Source organism: Bradyrhizobium sp. JR4.3 (genome assembly GCF_040547695.1).
Classification (GTDB): domain Bacteria; phylum Pseudomonadota; class Alphaproteobacteria; order Rhizobiales; family Xanthobacteraceae; genus Bradyrhizobium; species Bradyrhizobium canariense.
The window spans coordinates 103,239-117,690 of the sequence record NZ_JBEPQF010000014.1; the positions used below are offsets into that span (position 1 = coordinate 103,239).

A 14,452-nucleotide genomic window follows, 5' to 3' on the forward strand; every position below is an offset into this window, starting at 1 on the left:
TGGCTGATGGCCGCATCGCCGGTCCTGCTTTGGGTTCCCCTTTCGAAATGCTAGAACGCCGGTCGCATGACCCTCGCAAAGCCGGCATTTCCCGCGCCTGACCACGATCACGGCCGCTGCACCGCGGATGCGCTGGCGCATGCCGAGGCCGTTTGCGGAGAGCGCGCGCAGAAATTCACGCCGATACGCCGCCATGTGCTGGGGGCGCTGCTCTCGAGCCACCGGCCACTCGGCGCCTATGAGGTGATCGACGAGCTGGCGAAATCGATGCCGCGGCCGGCGCCGATCACGGTCTATCGTGCTCTCGATTTCCTGATGGCCAACGGGCTCGTGCACCGCATCGAAAGTCGCAACGCCTATCTCGCCTGCGCCGCTCACGACCACGACGCGACCTCGGCGGTGACGTTCCTGATCTGCGAGCGCTGTGGCCTGGTCGGTGAGATTCCGTCGGCTTCCTTCGCCAGGGACCTCAACGCCGCCGCGCGCAGCTCAGGCTTCGCTCCCAAATTGTCCGTGGTGGAAATCACGGGCGTCTGTGCGCATTGTCAGAAAGCTGCTTAGAGCAACAACGGCGCAAAGCCGGTTTTTCAGGAAGAAATGTCCTCACCTCAAGCCATACCGTCCGCCGGTCGTCCCCTCAGTGCCGGCGCCATCGCCCTGATGCTCATGCTGTGCCTGACCTGGGGATTCAACCAGATCGCGGTGAAACTGGTGCTGCCGGACATCCCGCCGATGCTTCAAGCCACGTTCCGTTCGATGGGCGCGCTGCCGGTGCTGTTCATCATCGGCAGCTTGCGCGGCGTTAAATTCTTCGAACGCGACGGCACCTGGAAGCCCGGCGTGATCGCGGGACTGATGTTCGGCATCGAGTTCGTGCTGATCTTCCAGGGCCTGCGCTTCACACCGGCATCGCGGGCAGTCGTGTTCCTCTACACCGCGCCGTTCTTCGTCGCGCTCGGCTCCTACCAGGTGCTCGGCGAGCGACTTGGCGGCACGCAATGGCTGGGGCTCGCCATCAGCTTTGCCGGCGTCGCACTCGCGATCGGCGTGCCGCAGCCCAATGTCGATTCGCATGTTCTGCTCGGCGACCTCATGATCGTCGGCGGCGCCGCTCTGTGGGCGGCGACCACGCTGGTCGCCAAGGGCACCCGGCTGCGGTTCGCTGCGCCCGAGAAGGCGCTGGGCTACCAGGTCGCGACCTCCATCCCGATCCTGGGGCTGGCCGCCTGGCTGTTTGGGGAGACCATTCCCCACACCCCGTCGCCGCTGTCACTGGGCTTGATGGCTTTCCAGGCGATCTGGGTGGTGGGAACCACGTTCACGCTTTGGTTCGCGCTGGTGAAGACCTATTCGGCCAGCAAATTGTCGGCTTTTACCTTCATCACCCCTTTGTTTGGCGTGGTGGGTAGCTATTTCATCATGCACGACACGCTGAACCTGACATTCGGGGCTGCCGCGGTCCTTGTCATTGCTGGGCTTTTTCTGGTTAACCGTCCCAGTCAATCCGCTGCGGCGCCGCGCGATGCATTGCTGAACGTCACCAAAACCTGATATTTGGACGCCATGAACAAGCTCGAAAACACCATCGATTCCGACGTTGCGGGCCCTGCGCCCCGGCACAAGACCACCCAGGTCAAGGTCGGCGACGTCGCCGTCGGCGGCGGCGCGCCGATCGTCGTGCAGTCGATGACCAACACCGACACCGCCGATATCGGCGGCACCATTGCCCAGGTCGCAGCGCTCGCCCGCGCCGGCTCCGAAATGGTCCGCATCACCGTGGACCGTGAGGAGGCGGCCGCCGCCGTTCCGCACATCCGCGACGGCCTGCTCAAGCGCGGCATCACCACGCCGCTGATCGGCGACTTCCACTATATCGGCCACAAGCTGCTCGCGGCCTATCCGGCCTGCGCCGAGGCGCTCGCCAAATATCGCATCAATCCCGGCAATGTCGGCTTCAAGGACAAGCGCGACACCCAGTTCGCCGACATCATCGAGATCGCCAACAAGAACAACAAGCCGGTACGCATCGGCGCCAATTGGGGATCGCTCGACCAGGAGCTGCTGACCAAGCTGATGGATGAGAACGCCGCGTCCGCCGATCCGCGCGACGTGCGCGCAGTGACGCGCGAGGCCATGGTGCAATCCGCGCTGCTCTCGGCCGCGCGCGCCGAAGAGCTCGGTATGCCGAAGGATCGCATCATCCTCTCGGCCAAAGTCTCGGCCGTGCAGGATCTGATCGCGGTCTACCAGGATCTCGCCAGCCGTTCCGACTACGCAATCCATCTCGGCCTGACCGAGGCCGGCATGGGCACCAAGGGCATCGTGGCGTCCTCGGCGGCGCTCGGCATCCTGTTGCAGCAGGGCATCGGCGATACCATCCGCATCTCGCTGACGCCTGAGCCCGGCGGCGACCGCACCCGCGAGGTGCAGGTCGGTCAGGAGCTCTTGCAGACCATGGGCTTCCGCACCTTCGTGCCGCTGGTTGCGGCATGCCCCGGCTGCGGTCGCACGACTTCGACCACGTTCCAGGAACTGGCCAGCTCGATCCAGGGTTTCATCCGCGACGAGATGCCGACCTGGAAGACGAAATATCCCGGCGTGGAAGAGCTCAACGTCGCGGTGATGGGCTGCATCGTCAACGGTCCCGGCGAATCCAAGCACGCCAATATCGGCATCTCGCTGCCGGGCACGGGCGAGGCGCCGGCTGCCCCGGTGTTCGTCGACGGCAAGAAATTCCGCACCCTGCGCGGCCCGACCATCTCCGCCGACTTCAAGGCCCTCGTGATCGACTACATCGAGCAACGCTACGGCCAGGGCGCCAAGGTGCCGGTGACCGCGGCGGAGTAGTCTTACTCCGCTTTTGCGGCGTGTAGCCCCGATGGAGCGCCGCGAATCCGGGTTCTCGCAAGCTGACGAACTCAACCCGGATTGCGCTTCGCTCCATCCGGGCTACGATGTCCCCAATCAAGAGCGATCGGGAGACACGCCATGAGCTCACTCGCCGGCAAGCAGGGTCCGCGCTATCGCCACGCGACGGACGACGGCGCGCCTTACGAGACCATCGCGGTCGAAAAGCTGACCCCGATCATCGGCGCGGAAATCTCCGGCGTCGACATCGGCAAGCTCGTTTCCGACGATGCGCGCTCCTACCGGCAGATGGACGAGGTCCACCGCGCGCTTGCCGAAAACCTCGTCATCTTCTTCCGCGACCAGGCCATCACGCCACAACAGCACCTCGCCTTCGGTCGCAAGTTCGGCGAGCTGCATTTCCATCCTGCTGCGCCGCATGAGGATGAAGACCCCGCGCTGATGAAGATCTATGCGGATGCGAATTCGCCGCGCGCCAACGGCGAGGGCTGGCATTCCGACGTGTCCTGTGATCTCGAGCCGCCGATGGGCTCGATCCTCTACATCAAGCAGTGCCCGCCGCGCGGCGGTGACACGCTGTTCGCCAACATGTACGCAGCCTACGAGGCGCTGTCGGATCGCATGAAGGCCTATCTCGACGGGCTGACCGCGCTGCATGACGGCGAGCCGATCTATCGCGGGCTCTACGCCAATTACGGCGTCGCCGACCGCGCGTCCTATCCGAGTGCCGAGCATCCCGTGGTGCGCACGCATCCCGTCACCGGCAAGAAGGCGCTTTACGTCAACCGCGGCTTCACCCGCCACATCAACGGAATCCCGCGCGACGAGAGCGATGCGATGCTTGCCTATCTCTACCAGCACGCCGAGAACCCGCTGTTCCAGTGCCGCTTCCGCTGGACCCAGAATGCCATCGCCTTCTGGGACAACCGCTGCACCCAGCACCGTGCGATGTGGGACTACTGGCCGCATACGCGCTCAGGCACACGGGTGACGGTGAAGGGGGAGCGGCCGGTTTAACCCGCCTGCGCACCGCTTCCGCGTTGACGTCTTCCCGCGTCCGCGCCAATCTTGCCGAAAACAAAGACCGTCGGGAGGATTTTCCATGCTCCGCGCCGAGGACAACAAATTCCTGACCGAGTCGGGCCCGGGAACGGGCATGGGCGAATTGTTGCGCCGGTTCTGGATTCCCGTGCTTCTGTCCGAAGAACTTCCCGAACTGGACGGCGAGCCGAAGAAGATCATCGTTCTCGGCGAGGAGCTGCTCGCCTTCCGCGATACGCGCGGCGTTGTCGGATTAATCGATCAGTACTGCCCGCATCGCGGCGCCAATCTCTGGCTCGGGCGCAACGAGGAATGCGGCATCCGCTGCGTCTATCACGGCTGGAAGTTCGACACCGACGGGAGGTGCGTCGACATGCCGACCTCCTATCCCGATCTCAACGCCAAGGATCTCATCCGCATCAAATCCTATCCGGCGCGCGAATGGGGCGAGATGATCTGGGCCTATATGGGTCCCGCGGATGCGATGCCCGAGCTGCCCGATCTCGAAATGGCGCTGCTGCCGGCCTCGCACCGCTACGTCAGCAAGAAATGGCAGGACTGCAACTGGGTGCAGGCGCTGGAAGGCTCGATCGACACCGCACATTTCACCTTCGCCCATCTCTCCTTCGACAAGGAGGAGAACGAGATTCTGGATATCAAGAAGCATTTCGTGAATCCGATCGCGCGGATGTCGAGCGATCACATGCGCTGGATCGCGGAGGACCCGCGCCCTGTGATCAAGATCGCCCCGCACGCGGCGGGCCTCACCATCGCCGGCGGGCGGCTCACCGGCGGCGACAATATTTACTGGCGCATCGCGCAGTTCCTGATGCCGTTCCACGCCTATGCCCCGAGCGCGATGCCCGGCGAGAACATCTTTGGCCAGACCTTCGTGCCCGTTACCGACACCAATTGTTGGATCTACACCTATGCCTGGAATCCGGAGCGGCCGCTGACGCAAGCCGAGCGTGACGCCTTTGACCGCGGCAACGGCGTGATCGCGGAGGTCGGCGACGATTACGTGCCGCTGCGCCACAAGGGCAACGACTATCTGATCGACCGCAAGCTGCAGAAGACCAGGAGCTACACCGGCATCAAGGGCGTCTCCGAACAGGACGCGGCCGTACAGGATAGCCAGGGCCCGATCGCCGACCGCACCCGCGAGCATCTCGGTCCGACCGATCTCGGTATCATGCATTTCCGGAAAGTCGTGATGGAACTGGCGCGAGCGCTTCAGCAGGGCGAGCCGCCGCCGCAGGCCGCGCATCAGGATCGCTACGCCGTGCGCTCGGGCGCCTGCGTCACCAGCAAGACCAAGGACCTTTCCGCGGTGATGCTGGAGCGTTTCGGTGACGTCACAGGCTTCGTCGGCCGGCCGCGAACAGCAGCAGCGGAGTAGCGCTTGGGGCAGTCGCGCATCCTTGCAGGTCTCGTCTCGACGCTCGTCGCGTCGATCTTGCTATGGTCGCTGGCGCCTGCAGACACCGGTCATGCTGCTCTCGCGCGGAAAATCGCGAAACCCAAGCCGCAGCACGCGCCGGTCAAATGTGAGATGTCGAAATTCCGGATCGTCGTGGATGTCGGGCACACCCCGGACTCCTACGGCGCGTTGAGCGCACGCAACGACACGGAGTTCGGCTTCAACTTCCGGCTTGCGAGCCTGATCACGGCGAAGCTCAAGGCCGAAGGCTTTGCCGCGACCCGGCTGCTCGTCACGGACGGCAAGGCCCGGCCGAGCCTGCTCAAACGCGTCAGCACTGCGAATGGCGCCCGGGCCGATCTCTTCCTGTCGATCCATCACGATTCGGTGCCGGACAAGCTGATCGAGACCTGGGAGTTCGACGGCGCGAACAGCTATTTCAGCGACCGTTTTTCGGGCCACTCTCTGTTCGTGTCGGAGCGGAATCCGCACTTCGTCGCCAGCCTGATGCTGGCCCGGATGATTGGCCAGCAGCTGAAGGAGCAGGACCTGCACTATGCCAGCCAATACACGCTGCCGGTGATGGGCCGCTACCGGCGCCAATTGCTCGACAAGGATGTCGGCGTCTACCGCTATGACGGGCTCGTCGTGCTCTCGCAAACCCGTAGCGCCGCAGTGCTGCTCGAAGCGGGCTCCATCATCAACCGCGACGAGGAAATGGCGATGAACTCGCCGGAGCGTCAGGAGATCATTGCGGGCGCCGTGGCGGTGGCGATGAGGGAATTTTGCGAGAGGCGGTAGTTTGCACCGCCAGCAATGACGGGAATCTACAGCGGCCCTCCCCGGTACTCCCGGTTTGCCAAACTCGCCTCCTCCAGGTCCAGATCCCGCTCGATCCTCCGGCGCGTCTCGTCGGTGATCTGGCCGTCGCGCAGCAGATCATGGATGAATTTGCGCTCGGCGGCGATCAGGTCGCGGGTCAGCGCGGTACCTGCGGCGGAGACGTCGTGGTGGGTGGGATCGAGCGAATCGGGCAGCTGGTTGACCCGGATCTCGTGGCGGGCGCGCAGGAGCCGCATCACCTCGTCCGACACGTCCTTCTCCTCGGTCAGCGCGTCGAGCGACTTCAGGGCGGCATCGAGGGCTTGGCGCCGTGCCGCGATCTCGGACTCGTGCTCGGCGGAATGTTCGCTGCGACCAGCGTCCGCGACACCGAGCCAGCGCACCACCGGGGGCAGCGTGAGGCCGACGCCGATTAGCGTGATGAAGATGACACCGAAGGCAACGAACAGGATCAGGTCGCGAAACGGAAAGGCCTCGCCGCCCGGCAGCGTGAACGGCAGCGCCAGTGCCGCCGCCAGCGACACCGCGCCGCGCACGCCGGTGAACGCCAGCACGAACGGCCATTGCCACGGTGGTGACGGATCGCGCGCACGCAGCGACTTGCTGAGCATGCGTGGCAGATAGGTCGCGGGATAAAGCCAGGCGAAGCGCGCGATCACGACGACCGCCAGCACCACGGCGGTCGCGATCATGATGTCGTCGAGCGGGAACGCCTTCGACTTCTCGTAGAGCGCGCGCATCTGGAACCCCGTGAGCAGGAACAGCAAGCCCTCGATCAGATAGATCACGAGGTCCCAGAAGAAGATTCCCTGCAGGCGCGTCGATGCCGAGATCAGCAGCGGGCCGTTCCAGCTCACATAGAGGCCACAGGCAACGGTGGCGATCACGCCGGAGCCTCCGAGATGTTCGGGCAGCCAGTAGGACACGTAGGGCGTGATCAGCGACAGCGTCAGCTCGACCTGCGGATCCCCCGACCATTTGCGGAAACGCAGGGAGAGCCAGCCGACACCAATGCCGAAGGCGATCTCCCCGGCGACGATGAGCAGGAACTCGCCGCCTGCCAGAGGCAGCGAGAAATGCCCGACCATGATTGCGGCGAGCGCGAACCGATAGAGGATCAGCGCGGTGGCGTCATTCGCGAGCCCTTCGCCTTCGAGGATGACCGTGAGCCTGCGCGGCAGATGCAACCGGCGCGCGATCGCGAGCGGCGCCACCACGTCGGGCGGCGCGACGATGGCGCCGAGCAGGAAGCCGATCGTCCAGGGCAGGCCGATCAAATAGTGGGTGGCGGTTGCGACCAGTGCTGTGGTGAAGATCACCGCGCCGACCGCGAGCATCACAATGGGGCGAAGATTCTTTTTGAACTCGCGCCAGCTCATCGCGACGCTCGCCGAGTAGATCAGCGGCGGCAGCACCATCAGCAGCACCAGTTCCGGCGGCAGTTCGACCGGTGGCATGCCCGGCACGAAGGCGAGGCCGACGCCGGAGAGCATCAGCAGAATGGCAGGCGCGATGTTGAAGCGGCGGGCGACAAGCGCGGTGCCCGCCAGCACGGCGAGCAGGATGAGAAAGGTCTGAAATTTCGCTTCCATGATGATCTGTCTTCACCCGGAAGCGGTCGCAACGTCAATGCGTGCGGCTTACGCCAGCCGCTCGGCCACGATGTGCCCGATGCGAGCGAACACGGCTTCGATCTGTGCCGCGCTCGGCGTGCCGCCCTGGGTATAGGCCGCGATCAGGATCGGGGCATCGGGTTTCGTATCGGGCTTGGGCCAGGCCACCGCGATATCGCCGGAGGCGTCCTTGCCGTTGTTGCCTGTCTTGTCGCCGATCTTCCAGCTTGCGGGGAGCCCGCCACGCAGCCGGTTCGCGCCGGTCTTGCAACCCACCAGCCAGTCCGTGAGCTGCGCACGCGAGGTCGCCGACAGCGCCTCGCCCGTCACAAGCCGGCGCAGATTGCCTGCCATCGCCGCCGGCGTCGTGGTGTCGCGGGGATCGCCGGGCGGTGAGCGGTTGAGCTCGGGCTCGTTGTGGTCGAGCCGTGAGGTGGTGTCGCCGAGCGACCGCCAGAACGCGGTGAGTGCGGCGGGACCGCCGATCCGCGCCAGCAGCAAATTGGCGCAGGTGTTGTCGCTGAGCTCGACGATCGCCTTGCACATCTCGGTGACCGACATTGCGCCGGCGGCAATGTTTTGCTTGGCGACCGGTGCGTACTCCAGCAGGTCGGCCTTGCCGTACGGGATCATGGCCGCGAGCTGCTCCTCGCCGCGATCGACCCGCGCCAGGACGCAAGCCGCGAGCGAAGCCTTGAATGTCGAGCACATGACGAACCGTTCGTCGGCGCGCCATGCGAGCTTCGCGCCGGTCGCGAGGTTCTCGGCATAGACCCCGATCCGGCCGCCGCTCTCGCGCTCATAGGCTTCGAGTTCAGGTAGCGCGTCCGCGGCGAGAGCGGGAGAGGCGGCAATCCAGCACAGCGAGGCAAGCAGCGAACGGCGGTCGAGAAGCATGGGGAACCTTTTGAGCGAGGCGGGCGGGATGGAGATGCGGCATGCACTCCATCCGCATCGTCATTGCGAGCGCAGCGAAGCAATCCAGTCTGCCTCCGCGGAAAGACTCTGGATTGCTTCGCTGCGCTCGCAACGACGGAGGATGTGGGACGAGTGCGCCCGATTTCGGGCAGCGGAAGATTAGGCCCCCCTCACTCCCGCAGATCATACCGATAAGACTTCGATACGATCTGCCAGCCGTCGGCGAGCTTCATCGCCACCAGATAGTCCGTGAAAAAACGCGGCGGCAGTTGGCATCGGACCTTGATGAAGGCGGTCTTGTCGTCGGAACGGTCGATCGTGACGATGAAATCCTCGCGCGGCTTGCCTTCGGCCTTGCCGGAGGGACGCTTGCGCACGCGGTCGAGCCAGTCCGGCACGGTCAGCACCTGCAGCTCACCCTTCTCGACCCAGCGCAAATCGGCGGAGGGATGGAAGATGGCGCCGAGCTTTTCGGCATCGCCCTCATAAAGTCCGTCGAAATAGGATTGCACGACGGCTTCGACACTCGAACGGTTCTGGCTCATGGGTCATCCCTTTGAATGATGGCTCGGGGCGAACTTAGTCGTACACGTCAAAATGCGCTATGGGAGTGCGTACCATTTGCGCGAGGACACTGTGATGACCGGATCAGAGAATTCGAACGCTCGTATCCTGGTCGGTGAATGCTATTGCCGCGCCGTGCGCTACGAGGTGGCGGACGCGTTCTCTTATGCGATGAACTGCCACTGCTCGGATTGCCGCCGCACCACCGGCGCCGCCTTCAAGCCGTTCGCCGGTATCGAGCAGGGCAAGCTCCGCATCGTCAGCGGCGAGAACCAGCGCACCATCTACGGCGACGACACCACCCATGACGCCCACTGCGCCCGCTGCGGCTCGCTGCTTTATTCCCGGGTGCGCGAGGGAAAATGGGTCCATGTCGCCATGGGAACCCTGGTCGATACCCCCTCGATCCGACCGAGCGCCCACATTTTCGTGGGCTCGAAGGCGCCTTGGCACGAGATTACGGATAATCTGCCGCAATATCGGGGCCACGTGGGAGATGCCTGAGGGAACCTGCTGTGCACTCGTGTCTCGGCGAACCGCGGCCGGACTGGCGCGACAAACAAAAGGGGTCTTTCGGCCCGCCGCCGGCGCTACCTTCGTGACCTCCGTCACAAGCGTCCGCGACGGACCCTGCTAAAGCCGTCCCAAAGGGGCTCGAACGGCCCTGAACTCGGAAGTCGTGTCATGCGCAAATTGCTCAGACTTTGCCCCCTTCTCCTCGCCGTCGCGCTGCTATTCGGCACCGGGCCCGCTTTCGCCGGAAAGCGCGTCGCGCTGGTGATCGCCAACTCCGCCTACCAGCATGCACCGTCGCTAACGAACCCCGTCAATGACGGTTCGGTGATGGCCCGGACGCTGAAGGAGGCCGGGTTCGACATCGTCGATTCCCGGCACGACCTGACGGCTCTGGACACAAGGCGTGTGCTGCGCGAATTCGCCGACGCAACCCGCGATGCCGACATCGCCGTGGTCTACTATGCCGGTCACGGCATCGAGGTCGAAGGCTCGAATTATCTGATCCCTGTCGACGCCAAGCTGGAGCGTGACACCGACGTCTTCGACGAGGCGCTGTCCCTCGACCGCGTCCTGGTCGCGGTCGAACCGGCCAAGCAGCTTCGCCTGGTGATCCTGGACGCCTGCCGTGACAATCCGTTCGGCAAGACCATGAAGCGCACGGTGGCCTCGCGCGGCATCGGCCGCGGCCTCGCCCAGGTCGAGCCGACCAGCCCCAACACGCTGATTGCCTATTCGGCCAAAGCCGGCTTCACGGCGCAGGACGGCGACGGTGCCAACAGCCCCTTCACCGTGGCTCTGTCGAAGCATCTGACGACGCCCGGCCTCGACGTCCGCCGTGCCTTCGGCTTCGTGCGCGACGACGTGCTCAAGTCGACAGGTAACAAGCAGGAGCCGTTCGTCTATGGCTCGCTCGGCGGCGAGGACGTGCCGCTGGTGCCGGTCAAGGTGACGGCTGCGGCTCCCGCCGCGCCCGCGCCGAACCCGCAAGCCGACATCCGCCGCGATTACGAACTCGCGCTCCAGGTCGGCAACAGGCCGGCATGGGAGGCGTTCCTTGCCCAGCATTCCGACGGCTTCTATGCGAGCCTTGCCAAGCTTCAGCTCGAAAAAATCGGCGCCGAGCAGGCTCATGCGGCGGCCACCGAGAAGGCGAAGCAGGCCGAGGCCGAGCGCGATCGTCTTGCCGCACTTGGCGCGCAGAAGGATACGCAGGCCAAGGCAGTCGCCGATGCGAAGGCCGCCGAGCAGGTACAGCTTGCGGCGCAAAAGGCCAAGGAGCAGGCGCAGCAGCAGGCGGCCGCCGCCGAGCAGCAGCGCGTCAATCTCGCCGCCGCGGCGCCGAGTGCGGCGCCAGCCACCACGGCGAGCCCCACCGGCACAAACGTCGCGTCGCTGACGCCGCCCTCCGCGCCGGCCGATCTCAGCCGCTCGGTGCAGACCGAGCTCGGCCGGGTCGGTTGCTTCTCCGGCGCCGCCGACGGCAACTGGACGACGTCCGCGCAGCGCTCGTTGTCGCAGTTCAACCGTTATGCCGGCACCAAGCTCGACGTGAAGGTGGCGAGCACCGACGCGCTCGACACGCTCAAGTCGAAACAGTCGCGCGTCTGTCCGCTGGTTTGCGAGCACGGCTTCAAGGCCGACGGCGACAAGTGCACCAAGATCGTCTGCCGTGATGGCTATGCGCTCAACGACGACAACGAGTGCGAGAAGCAGCGTGCCGCCAAGCCTGCGACCGCCAAGCCTGCGACCGCAAAGCGTGACGATGGCGACGAGCGTCCCGCGCGGCAGCGTCGTCAAGCCGGCGGTGAGGCTGCCGGAGCGGCCGGCGGCTTTGGTGGCGCTGCGGGCATCGCTGCTGCCGCTGGCGCCAGCCGCCGCTCGAGCGGCGGACAGCTATTCTGCAATAGCGCCGGCTGCCGTCCGGTCAACCGCGGCTGCCATCTCGAATATCGCGGCGGCGGCGGCCCCGGCAACGATGCCAATGCCGAGGTGTGTAATTAACTCCCAATGTCGTCCTGGCGAAAGCCAGGACCCATTACCCCAGGGAGAAGTTGCGGCGCCGAGGAGCCAACCACCAGTCTTCGCAAAACCACGGCCGGTGGCAATGGGTCCTGGCTTTCGCCAGGACGACGACTACGTCGAGATCGCGCTCGCCGCGATGTTGACCGTCAGCGCCAGCAAGGCCGTATTGTAGATGAATGAGACGATGCCGTGCGCGGTCGCGGTGCGGCGGATGGTCTTGTCGGAGATGCCGACGTCGGAGACCTGCGCGGTCATGCCGATCACGAAAGAGAAATAGACGAAGTCCCAATAATCCGCGTGGTCTTCCTTGTCGCCGCTGGGAAACTGAAGGCCGCCCGGCGTGGCTTGCCGGTAATAATCATGCGCGTAATGCAGGGCGAAGATCGTGTGCACGGCGGCCCACGACAACACGATGGTGGTGATTGCGATGCTCAGCTCCAGGACGCCGCGATGCGGCGTTCCAAGCTCGGAGACGATCGCGGCGATGCTGGCGAAGGCGCCGATCGCCGTCACCAGCAGGATCACGAAGCGGCCATCGTCCTGCATCGCTGCGGCGCGGCGGATGTGCTGGTGGTCGTTGCATAGCATCATCGCGTAGACCAGCACCAGATAAACGGCGATCAACGCATCCCAGCCGAACAGAAGCCGCGTGACCAGCCGGTGCGAACCCGGGATGAGCAGGCAGACGAGAATACCAACAGCAAGCGACATGAACGTCCGCGGACGCGCATAAATCAGCCGCATCGGCCGCGACATCTTGCGAAAGCGGGCGAGGGCGGGGTCTTCCTTGCTGCCGCCCGCCATCGCGCTATCAGCTCTTCCGTTCGGCCACGAACCGCGCAGCCGCTTGCAGCACGGCGGCCCGTTCGCCGAAGATCGACACGGCGCTGTCGGCGCGCGCGAGCAGGTCGCGCACGCGCTGCTTGGCGCCTTCGATGCCGAGCTGGGTGACGAAGGTGGTCTTGCCGAGCGCTGCATCAGCGCCGGCAGGCTTGCCGAGCGCGGCGGCATCGCCTTCGACGTCGAGCAGGTCGTCGGCGATCTGGAAGGCTTCGCCGAGCGCGCGGCCGTAATCGTCGAGCGCCTGATATTCCTTTTGTGAGGCCTGGCCGAGGATCGCGCCGGCGATGCAGCCATAGCGCAGCAGCGCGCCGGTCTTCATCTGCTGAATGCGGGCGACGTCGATCGGCTCGTTGCCGCCAAAGCGGCCTTCGCCGGCGAGGTCGAGAATCTGGCCGCCGACCATGCCGCCGATGCCGGCGCAGCGCGCCAGTGCGCGGGTCAGCAGGAGCCGCACATTGGCGTCGCGATGAATCTCGTCGCGGGTGATGATGTCGAAGGCGAGCGTCAACAGGCCGTCGCCCGCGAGGATCGCGGTCGCGTCGTCGGTCTTCTTGTGCAGGGTCGGGCGGCCGCGGCGCAGGTCCGAATTGTCCATCGCCGGCAGATCGTCGTGGATCAGCGAATAGCAGTGGATGCATTCGAGCGCCGCACCGGCGAGCAGTGCGGCTTCGCGCGACACGCCGAACACGGCCGCGCTTTCGACCACCAGGAACGGCCGCAAGCGCTTGCCGCCATTGAGGCTCGAATAGCGCATTGCGTCCATCAGTCGCTTGGGACGGGCGATCTCATCGTGCAGAATGTCGTCCGACAGCAGGCGCCCGAGCAGGGCCTCGGTGTCATCAGCGGTCTTGTCCAGACGTTTGGCGAAATCGGACGGGGACGTGCCGGTCATCAAGAAGGGCTCCAGAACTAAAATTCGGCGGGACAATCCTTTATGCGCCCGCCTCAGTCAATCGTTTGGAAGGCCTAAAAAGTGCTGGAAAAGGCCCGAATTATCACAGACTTAATGCCGGGCCCGTGGCCGCGTTTCGTTCTGCGCCGGAAAGGTTGATTTGCGCGTCGTCAAAACCCTTCTCCTGGTGCTCGTGGTCGCGGCTCTCGCGCCCTATGTCATCGCGCCGTTCTACCGTGCCGGCCATCCCGTTTCGGCGCTGATGGTCTGGCGCTCGCTTCGGGGTGCGCCGATGCAGCGGGAATGGATCGATCTGGCGGCGATGTCGCCCTCGCTGCCACGCTCGGTGGTGGCAGCCGAGGACGCCCATTTCTGCAAGCATCACGGCATCGACTGGGGTGCGCTGCGTGAGGCGATCGACGATGCGAAGGAGGACGGCACCCCGTTCCGGGGCGCTTCCACCATCACCCAGCAGGTGGCGAAAAACTTGTTCCTCTGGCAGGGGCGGGACTTCGTCCGCAAGGCGCTGGAATTCCCGTTGGCGCTGTGGATCGATCTCGTCCTGCCGAAGGCACGGATCCTGGAAATTTACCTCAACATCGCCGAACTGGGACCACAGGGCCAGTTTGGGGCCGAGGCGGCCAGCGCCTATGCTTTCGGCAAGTCGGCGGCGAACCTCTCCCCCCGGGATGCGGCGCTTCTGGCCTCGATCCTGCCGAATCCGGTCAAACGCAGCGCCAGGACGCCGGGACCGGGTGTCCGGCGGCTGGCCGGGACCTATGTGGCGAGGGCGCAGGCCAGCTCGCTTTCGACCTGCTGGCGGGAGAATCGCTGATTTCGGGTCCTTTTCGGGCGCATTTTCCGGCCCCAGAGCCCTAGATTTAAGGCAGGCCTTCCTCTATAAGCCCGGCC

The 14,452-nt window shown here is 65.0% G+C and carries 14 protein-coding genes; 9 read left to right on the forward strand and 5 right to left on the reverse strand.

What is annotated here, in order from left to right:
* Positions 1–66: 66 nt before the first annotated feature.
* The 6 genes from ABIB91_RS22405 (at position 67) to ABIB91_RS22430 (ending at position 6,130) form a co-directional block, all read left to right on the forward strand.
* Entirely contained in the window at positions 67–561 is a 495-nt protein-coding gene (locus tag ABIB91_RS22405; RefSeq protein ID WP_007615963.1) for a Fur family transcriptional regulator, read from the forward strand.
* A 36-nt stretch (positions 562–597) separates the two neighbouring features.
* Positions 598–1,551, forward strand: coding sequence for a DMT family transporter (locus tag ABIB91_RS22410; RefSeq protein ID WP_007615962.1), 954 nt, complete (start codon positions 598–600; stop codon positions 1,549–1,551).
* Positions 1,552–1,563: 12 nt separating this feature from the next.
* The gene (ispG, locus tag ABIB91_RS22415) at positions 1,564–2,847 is read left to right on the forward strand and encodes a flavodoxin-dependent (E)-4-hydroxy-3-methylbut-2-enyl-diphosphate synthase (RefSeq protein WP_354166488.1); all 1,284 of its coding nucleotides are present in this window, start codon (positions 1,564–1,566) and stop codon (positions 2,845–2,847) included.
* Between the two features lie 141 nt (positions 2,848–2,988).
* Positions 2,989–3,885: a TauD/TfdA dioxygenase family protein gene (locus ABIB91_RS22420; protein WP_354166495.1), complete on the forward strand. Its 897-nt coding sequence runs from the start codon at positions 2,989–2,991 to the stop codon at positions 3,883–3,885.
* A gap of 85 nt (positions 3,886–3,970) precedes the next feature.
* Entirely contained in the window at positions 3,971–5,308 is a 1,338-nt protein-coding gene (locus ABIB91_RS22425) for a Rieske 2Fe-2S domain-containing protein (protein ID WP_354166502.1), read from the forward strand.
* Positions 5,309–5,311: 3 nt separating this feature from the next.
* Positions 5,312–6,130, forward strand: coding sequence for an N-acetylmuramoyl-L-alanine amidase (locus ABIB91_RS22430; RefSeq protein ID WP_354166510.1), 819 nt, complete (start codon positions 5,312–5,314; stop codon positions 6,128–6,130).
* A gap of 26 nt (positions 6,131–6,156) precedes the next feature.
* Here the strand turns inward: ABIB91_RS22430 and ABIB91_RS22435 are convergent, their stop codons facing one another.
* The 3 genes from ABIB91_RS22435 to ABIB91_RS22445 all read right to left on the reverse strand — a co-directional run bounded on the left by ABIB91_RS22435 (position 6,157) and on the right by ABIB91_RS22445 (position 9,248).
* A complete protein-coding gene (locus tag ABIB91_RS22435; protein ID WP_354166517.1) occupies positions 6,157–7,764 on the reverse strand; it encodes a Na+/H+ antiporter in 1,608 nt (535 codons plus the stop codon).
* 48 nt (positions 7,765–7,812) lie between these two features.
* Positions 7,813–8,682 (reverse strand): class A beta-lactamase, encoded by an 870-nt coding sequence (bla, locus tag ABIB91_RS22440; protein ID WP_354166523.1) that lies wholly within the window; start codon positions 8,680–8,682, stop codon positions 7,813–7,815.
* A gap of 191 nt (positions 8,683–8,873) precedes the next feature.
* Positions 8,874–9,248, reverse strand: a complete 375-nt coding sequence (locus ABIB91_RS22445) for a nuclear transport factor 2 family protein (protein WP_007598116.1) — start codon at positions 9,246–9,248, stop codon at positions 8,874–8,876.
* Positions 9,249–9,342: 94 nt separating this feature from the next.
* On the opposite strand from ABIB91_RS22445, the gene ABIB91_RS22450 reads away from it, so the two are divergent.
* Positions 9,343–9,771 (forward strand): GFA family protein, encoded by a 429-nt coding sequence (locus ABIB91_RS22450; RefSeq protein WP_354166534.1) that lies wholly within the window; start codon positions 9,343–9,345, stop codon positions 9,769–9,771.
* Positions 9,772–9,951: 180 nt separating this feature from the next.
* Positions 9,952–11,784: a caspase family protein gene (locus tag ABIB91_RS22455; protein WP_354166541.1), complete on the forward strand. Its 1,833-nt coding sequence runs from the start codon at positions 9,952–9,954 to the stop codon at positions 11,782–11,784.
* Between the two features lie 132 nt (positions 11,785–11,916).
* Here ABIB91_RS22455 and ABIB91_RS22460 read toward each other — a convergent pair whose 3' ends face one another.
* Together ABIB91_RS22460 and ABIB91_RS22465 are read right to left on the reverse strand one after the other, a co-directional pair.
* Positions 11,917–12,609, reverse strand: a complete 693-nt coding sequence (locus ABIB91_RS22460) for a DUF1345 domain-containing protein (protein WP_354166550.1) — start codon at positions 12,607–12,609, stop codon at positions 11,917–11,919.
* Between the two features lie 7 nt (positions 12,610–12,616).
* Complete coding sequence (locus ABIB91_RS22465; RefSeq protein ID WP_219679747.1) at positions 12,617–13,540, reverse strand: polyprenyl synthetase family protein; 924 nt, start codon at positions 13,538–13,540, stop codon at positions 12,617–12,619.
* A 160-nt stretch (positions 13,541–13,700) separates the two neighbouring features.
* On the opposite strand from ABIB91_RS22465, the gene mtgA reads away from it, so the two are divergent.
* The gene (gene mtgA, locus ABIB91_RS22470; protein WP_354166565.1) at positions 13,701–14,375 is read left to right on the forward strand and encodes a monofunctional biosynthetic peptidoglycan transglycosylase; all 675 of its coding nucleotides are present in this window, start codon (positions 13,701–13,703) and stop codon (positions 14,373–14,375) included.
* Positions 14,376–14,452: the final 77 nt, after the last annotated feature.

Bases quoted from the DNA above. Each gene is read 5' to 3' on its own strand.
- ABIB91_RS22405 (WP_007615963.1), top strand. From the start codon at position 67: ATGACCCTCGCAAAGCCGGCATTTCCCGCGCCTGACCACGATCACGGC.
- ABIB91_RS22410 (WP_007615962.1), top strand. From the start codon at position 598: ATGTCCTCACCTCAAGCCATACCGTCCGCCGGTCGTCCCCTCAGTGCC.
- ispG (WP_354166488.1), top strand. From the start codon at position 1,564: ATGAACAAGCTCGAAAACACCATCGATTCCGACGTTGCGGGCCCTGCG.
- ABIB91_RS22420 (WP_354166495.1), top strand. From the start codon at position 2,989: ATGAGCTCACTCGCCGGCAAGCAGGGTCCGCGCTATCGCCACGCGACG.
- ABIB91_RS22425 (WP_354166502.1), top strand. From the start codon at position 3,971: ATGCTCCGCGCCGAGGACAACAAATTCCTGACCGAGTCGGGCCCGGGA.
- ABIB91_RS22435 (WP_354166517.1), bottom strand. From the start codon at position 7,764: ATGGAAGCGAAATTTCAGACCTTTCTCATCCTGCTCGCCGTGCTGGCG.
- bla (WP_354166523.1), bottom strand. From the start codon at position 8,682: ATGCTTCTCGACCGCCGTTCGCTGCTTGCCTCGCTGTGCTGGATTGCC.
- ABIB91_RS22445 (WP_007598116.1), bottom strand. From the start codon at position 9,248: ATGAGCCAGAACCGTTCGAGTGTCGAAGCCGTCGTGCAATCCTATTTC.
- ABIB91_RS22450 (WP_354166534.1), top strand. From the start codon at position 9,343: ATGACCGGATCAGAGAATTCGAACGCTCGTATCCTGGTCGGTGAATGC.
- ABIB91_RS22455 (WP_354166541.1), top strand. From the start codon at position 9,952: ATGCGCAAATTGCTCAGACTTTGCCCCCTTCTCCTCGCCGTCGCGCTG.
- ABIB91_RS22460 (WP_354166550.1), bottom strand. From the start codon at position 12,609: ATGGCGGGCGGCAGCAAGGAAGACCCCGCCCTCGCCCGCTTTCGCAAG.
- ABIB91_RS22465 (WP_219679747.1), bottom strand. From the start codon at position 13,540: ATGACCGGCACGTCCCCGTCCGATTTCGCCAAACGTCTGGACAAGACC.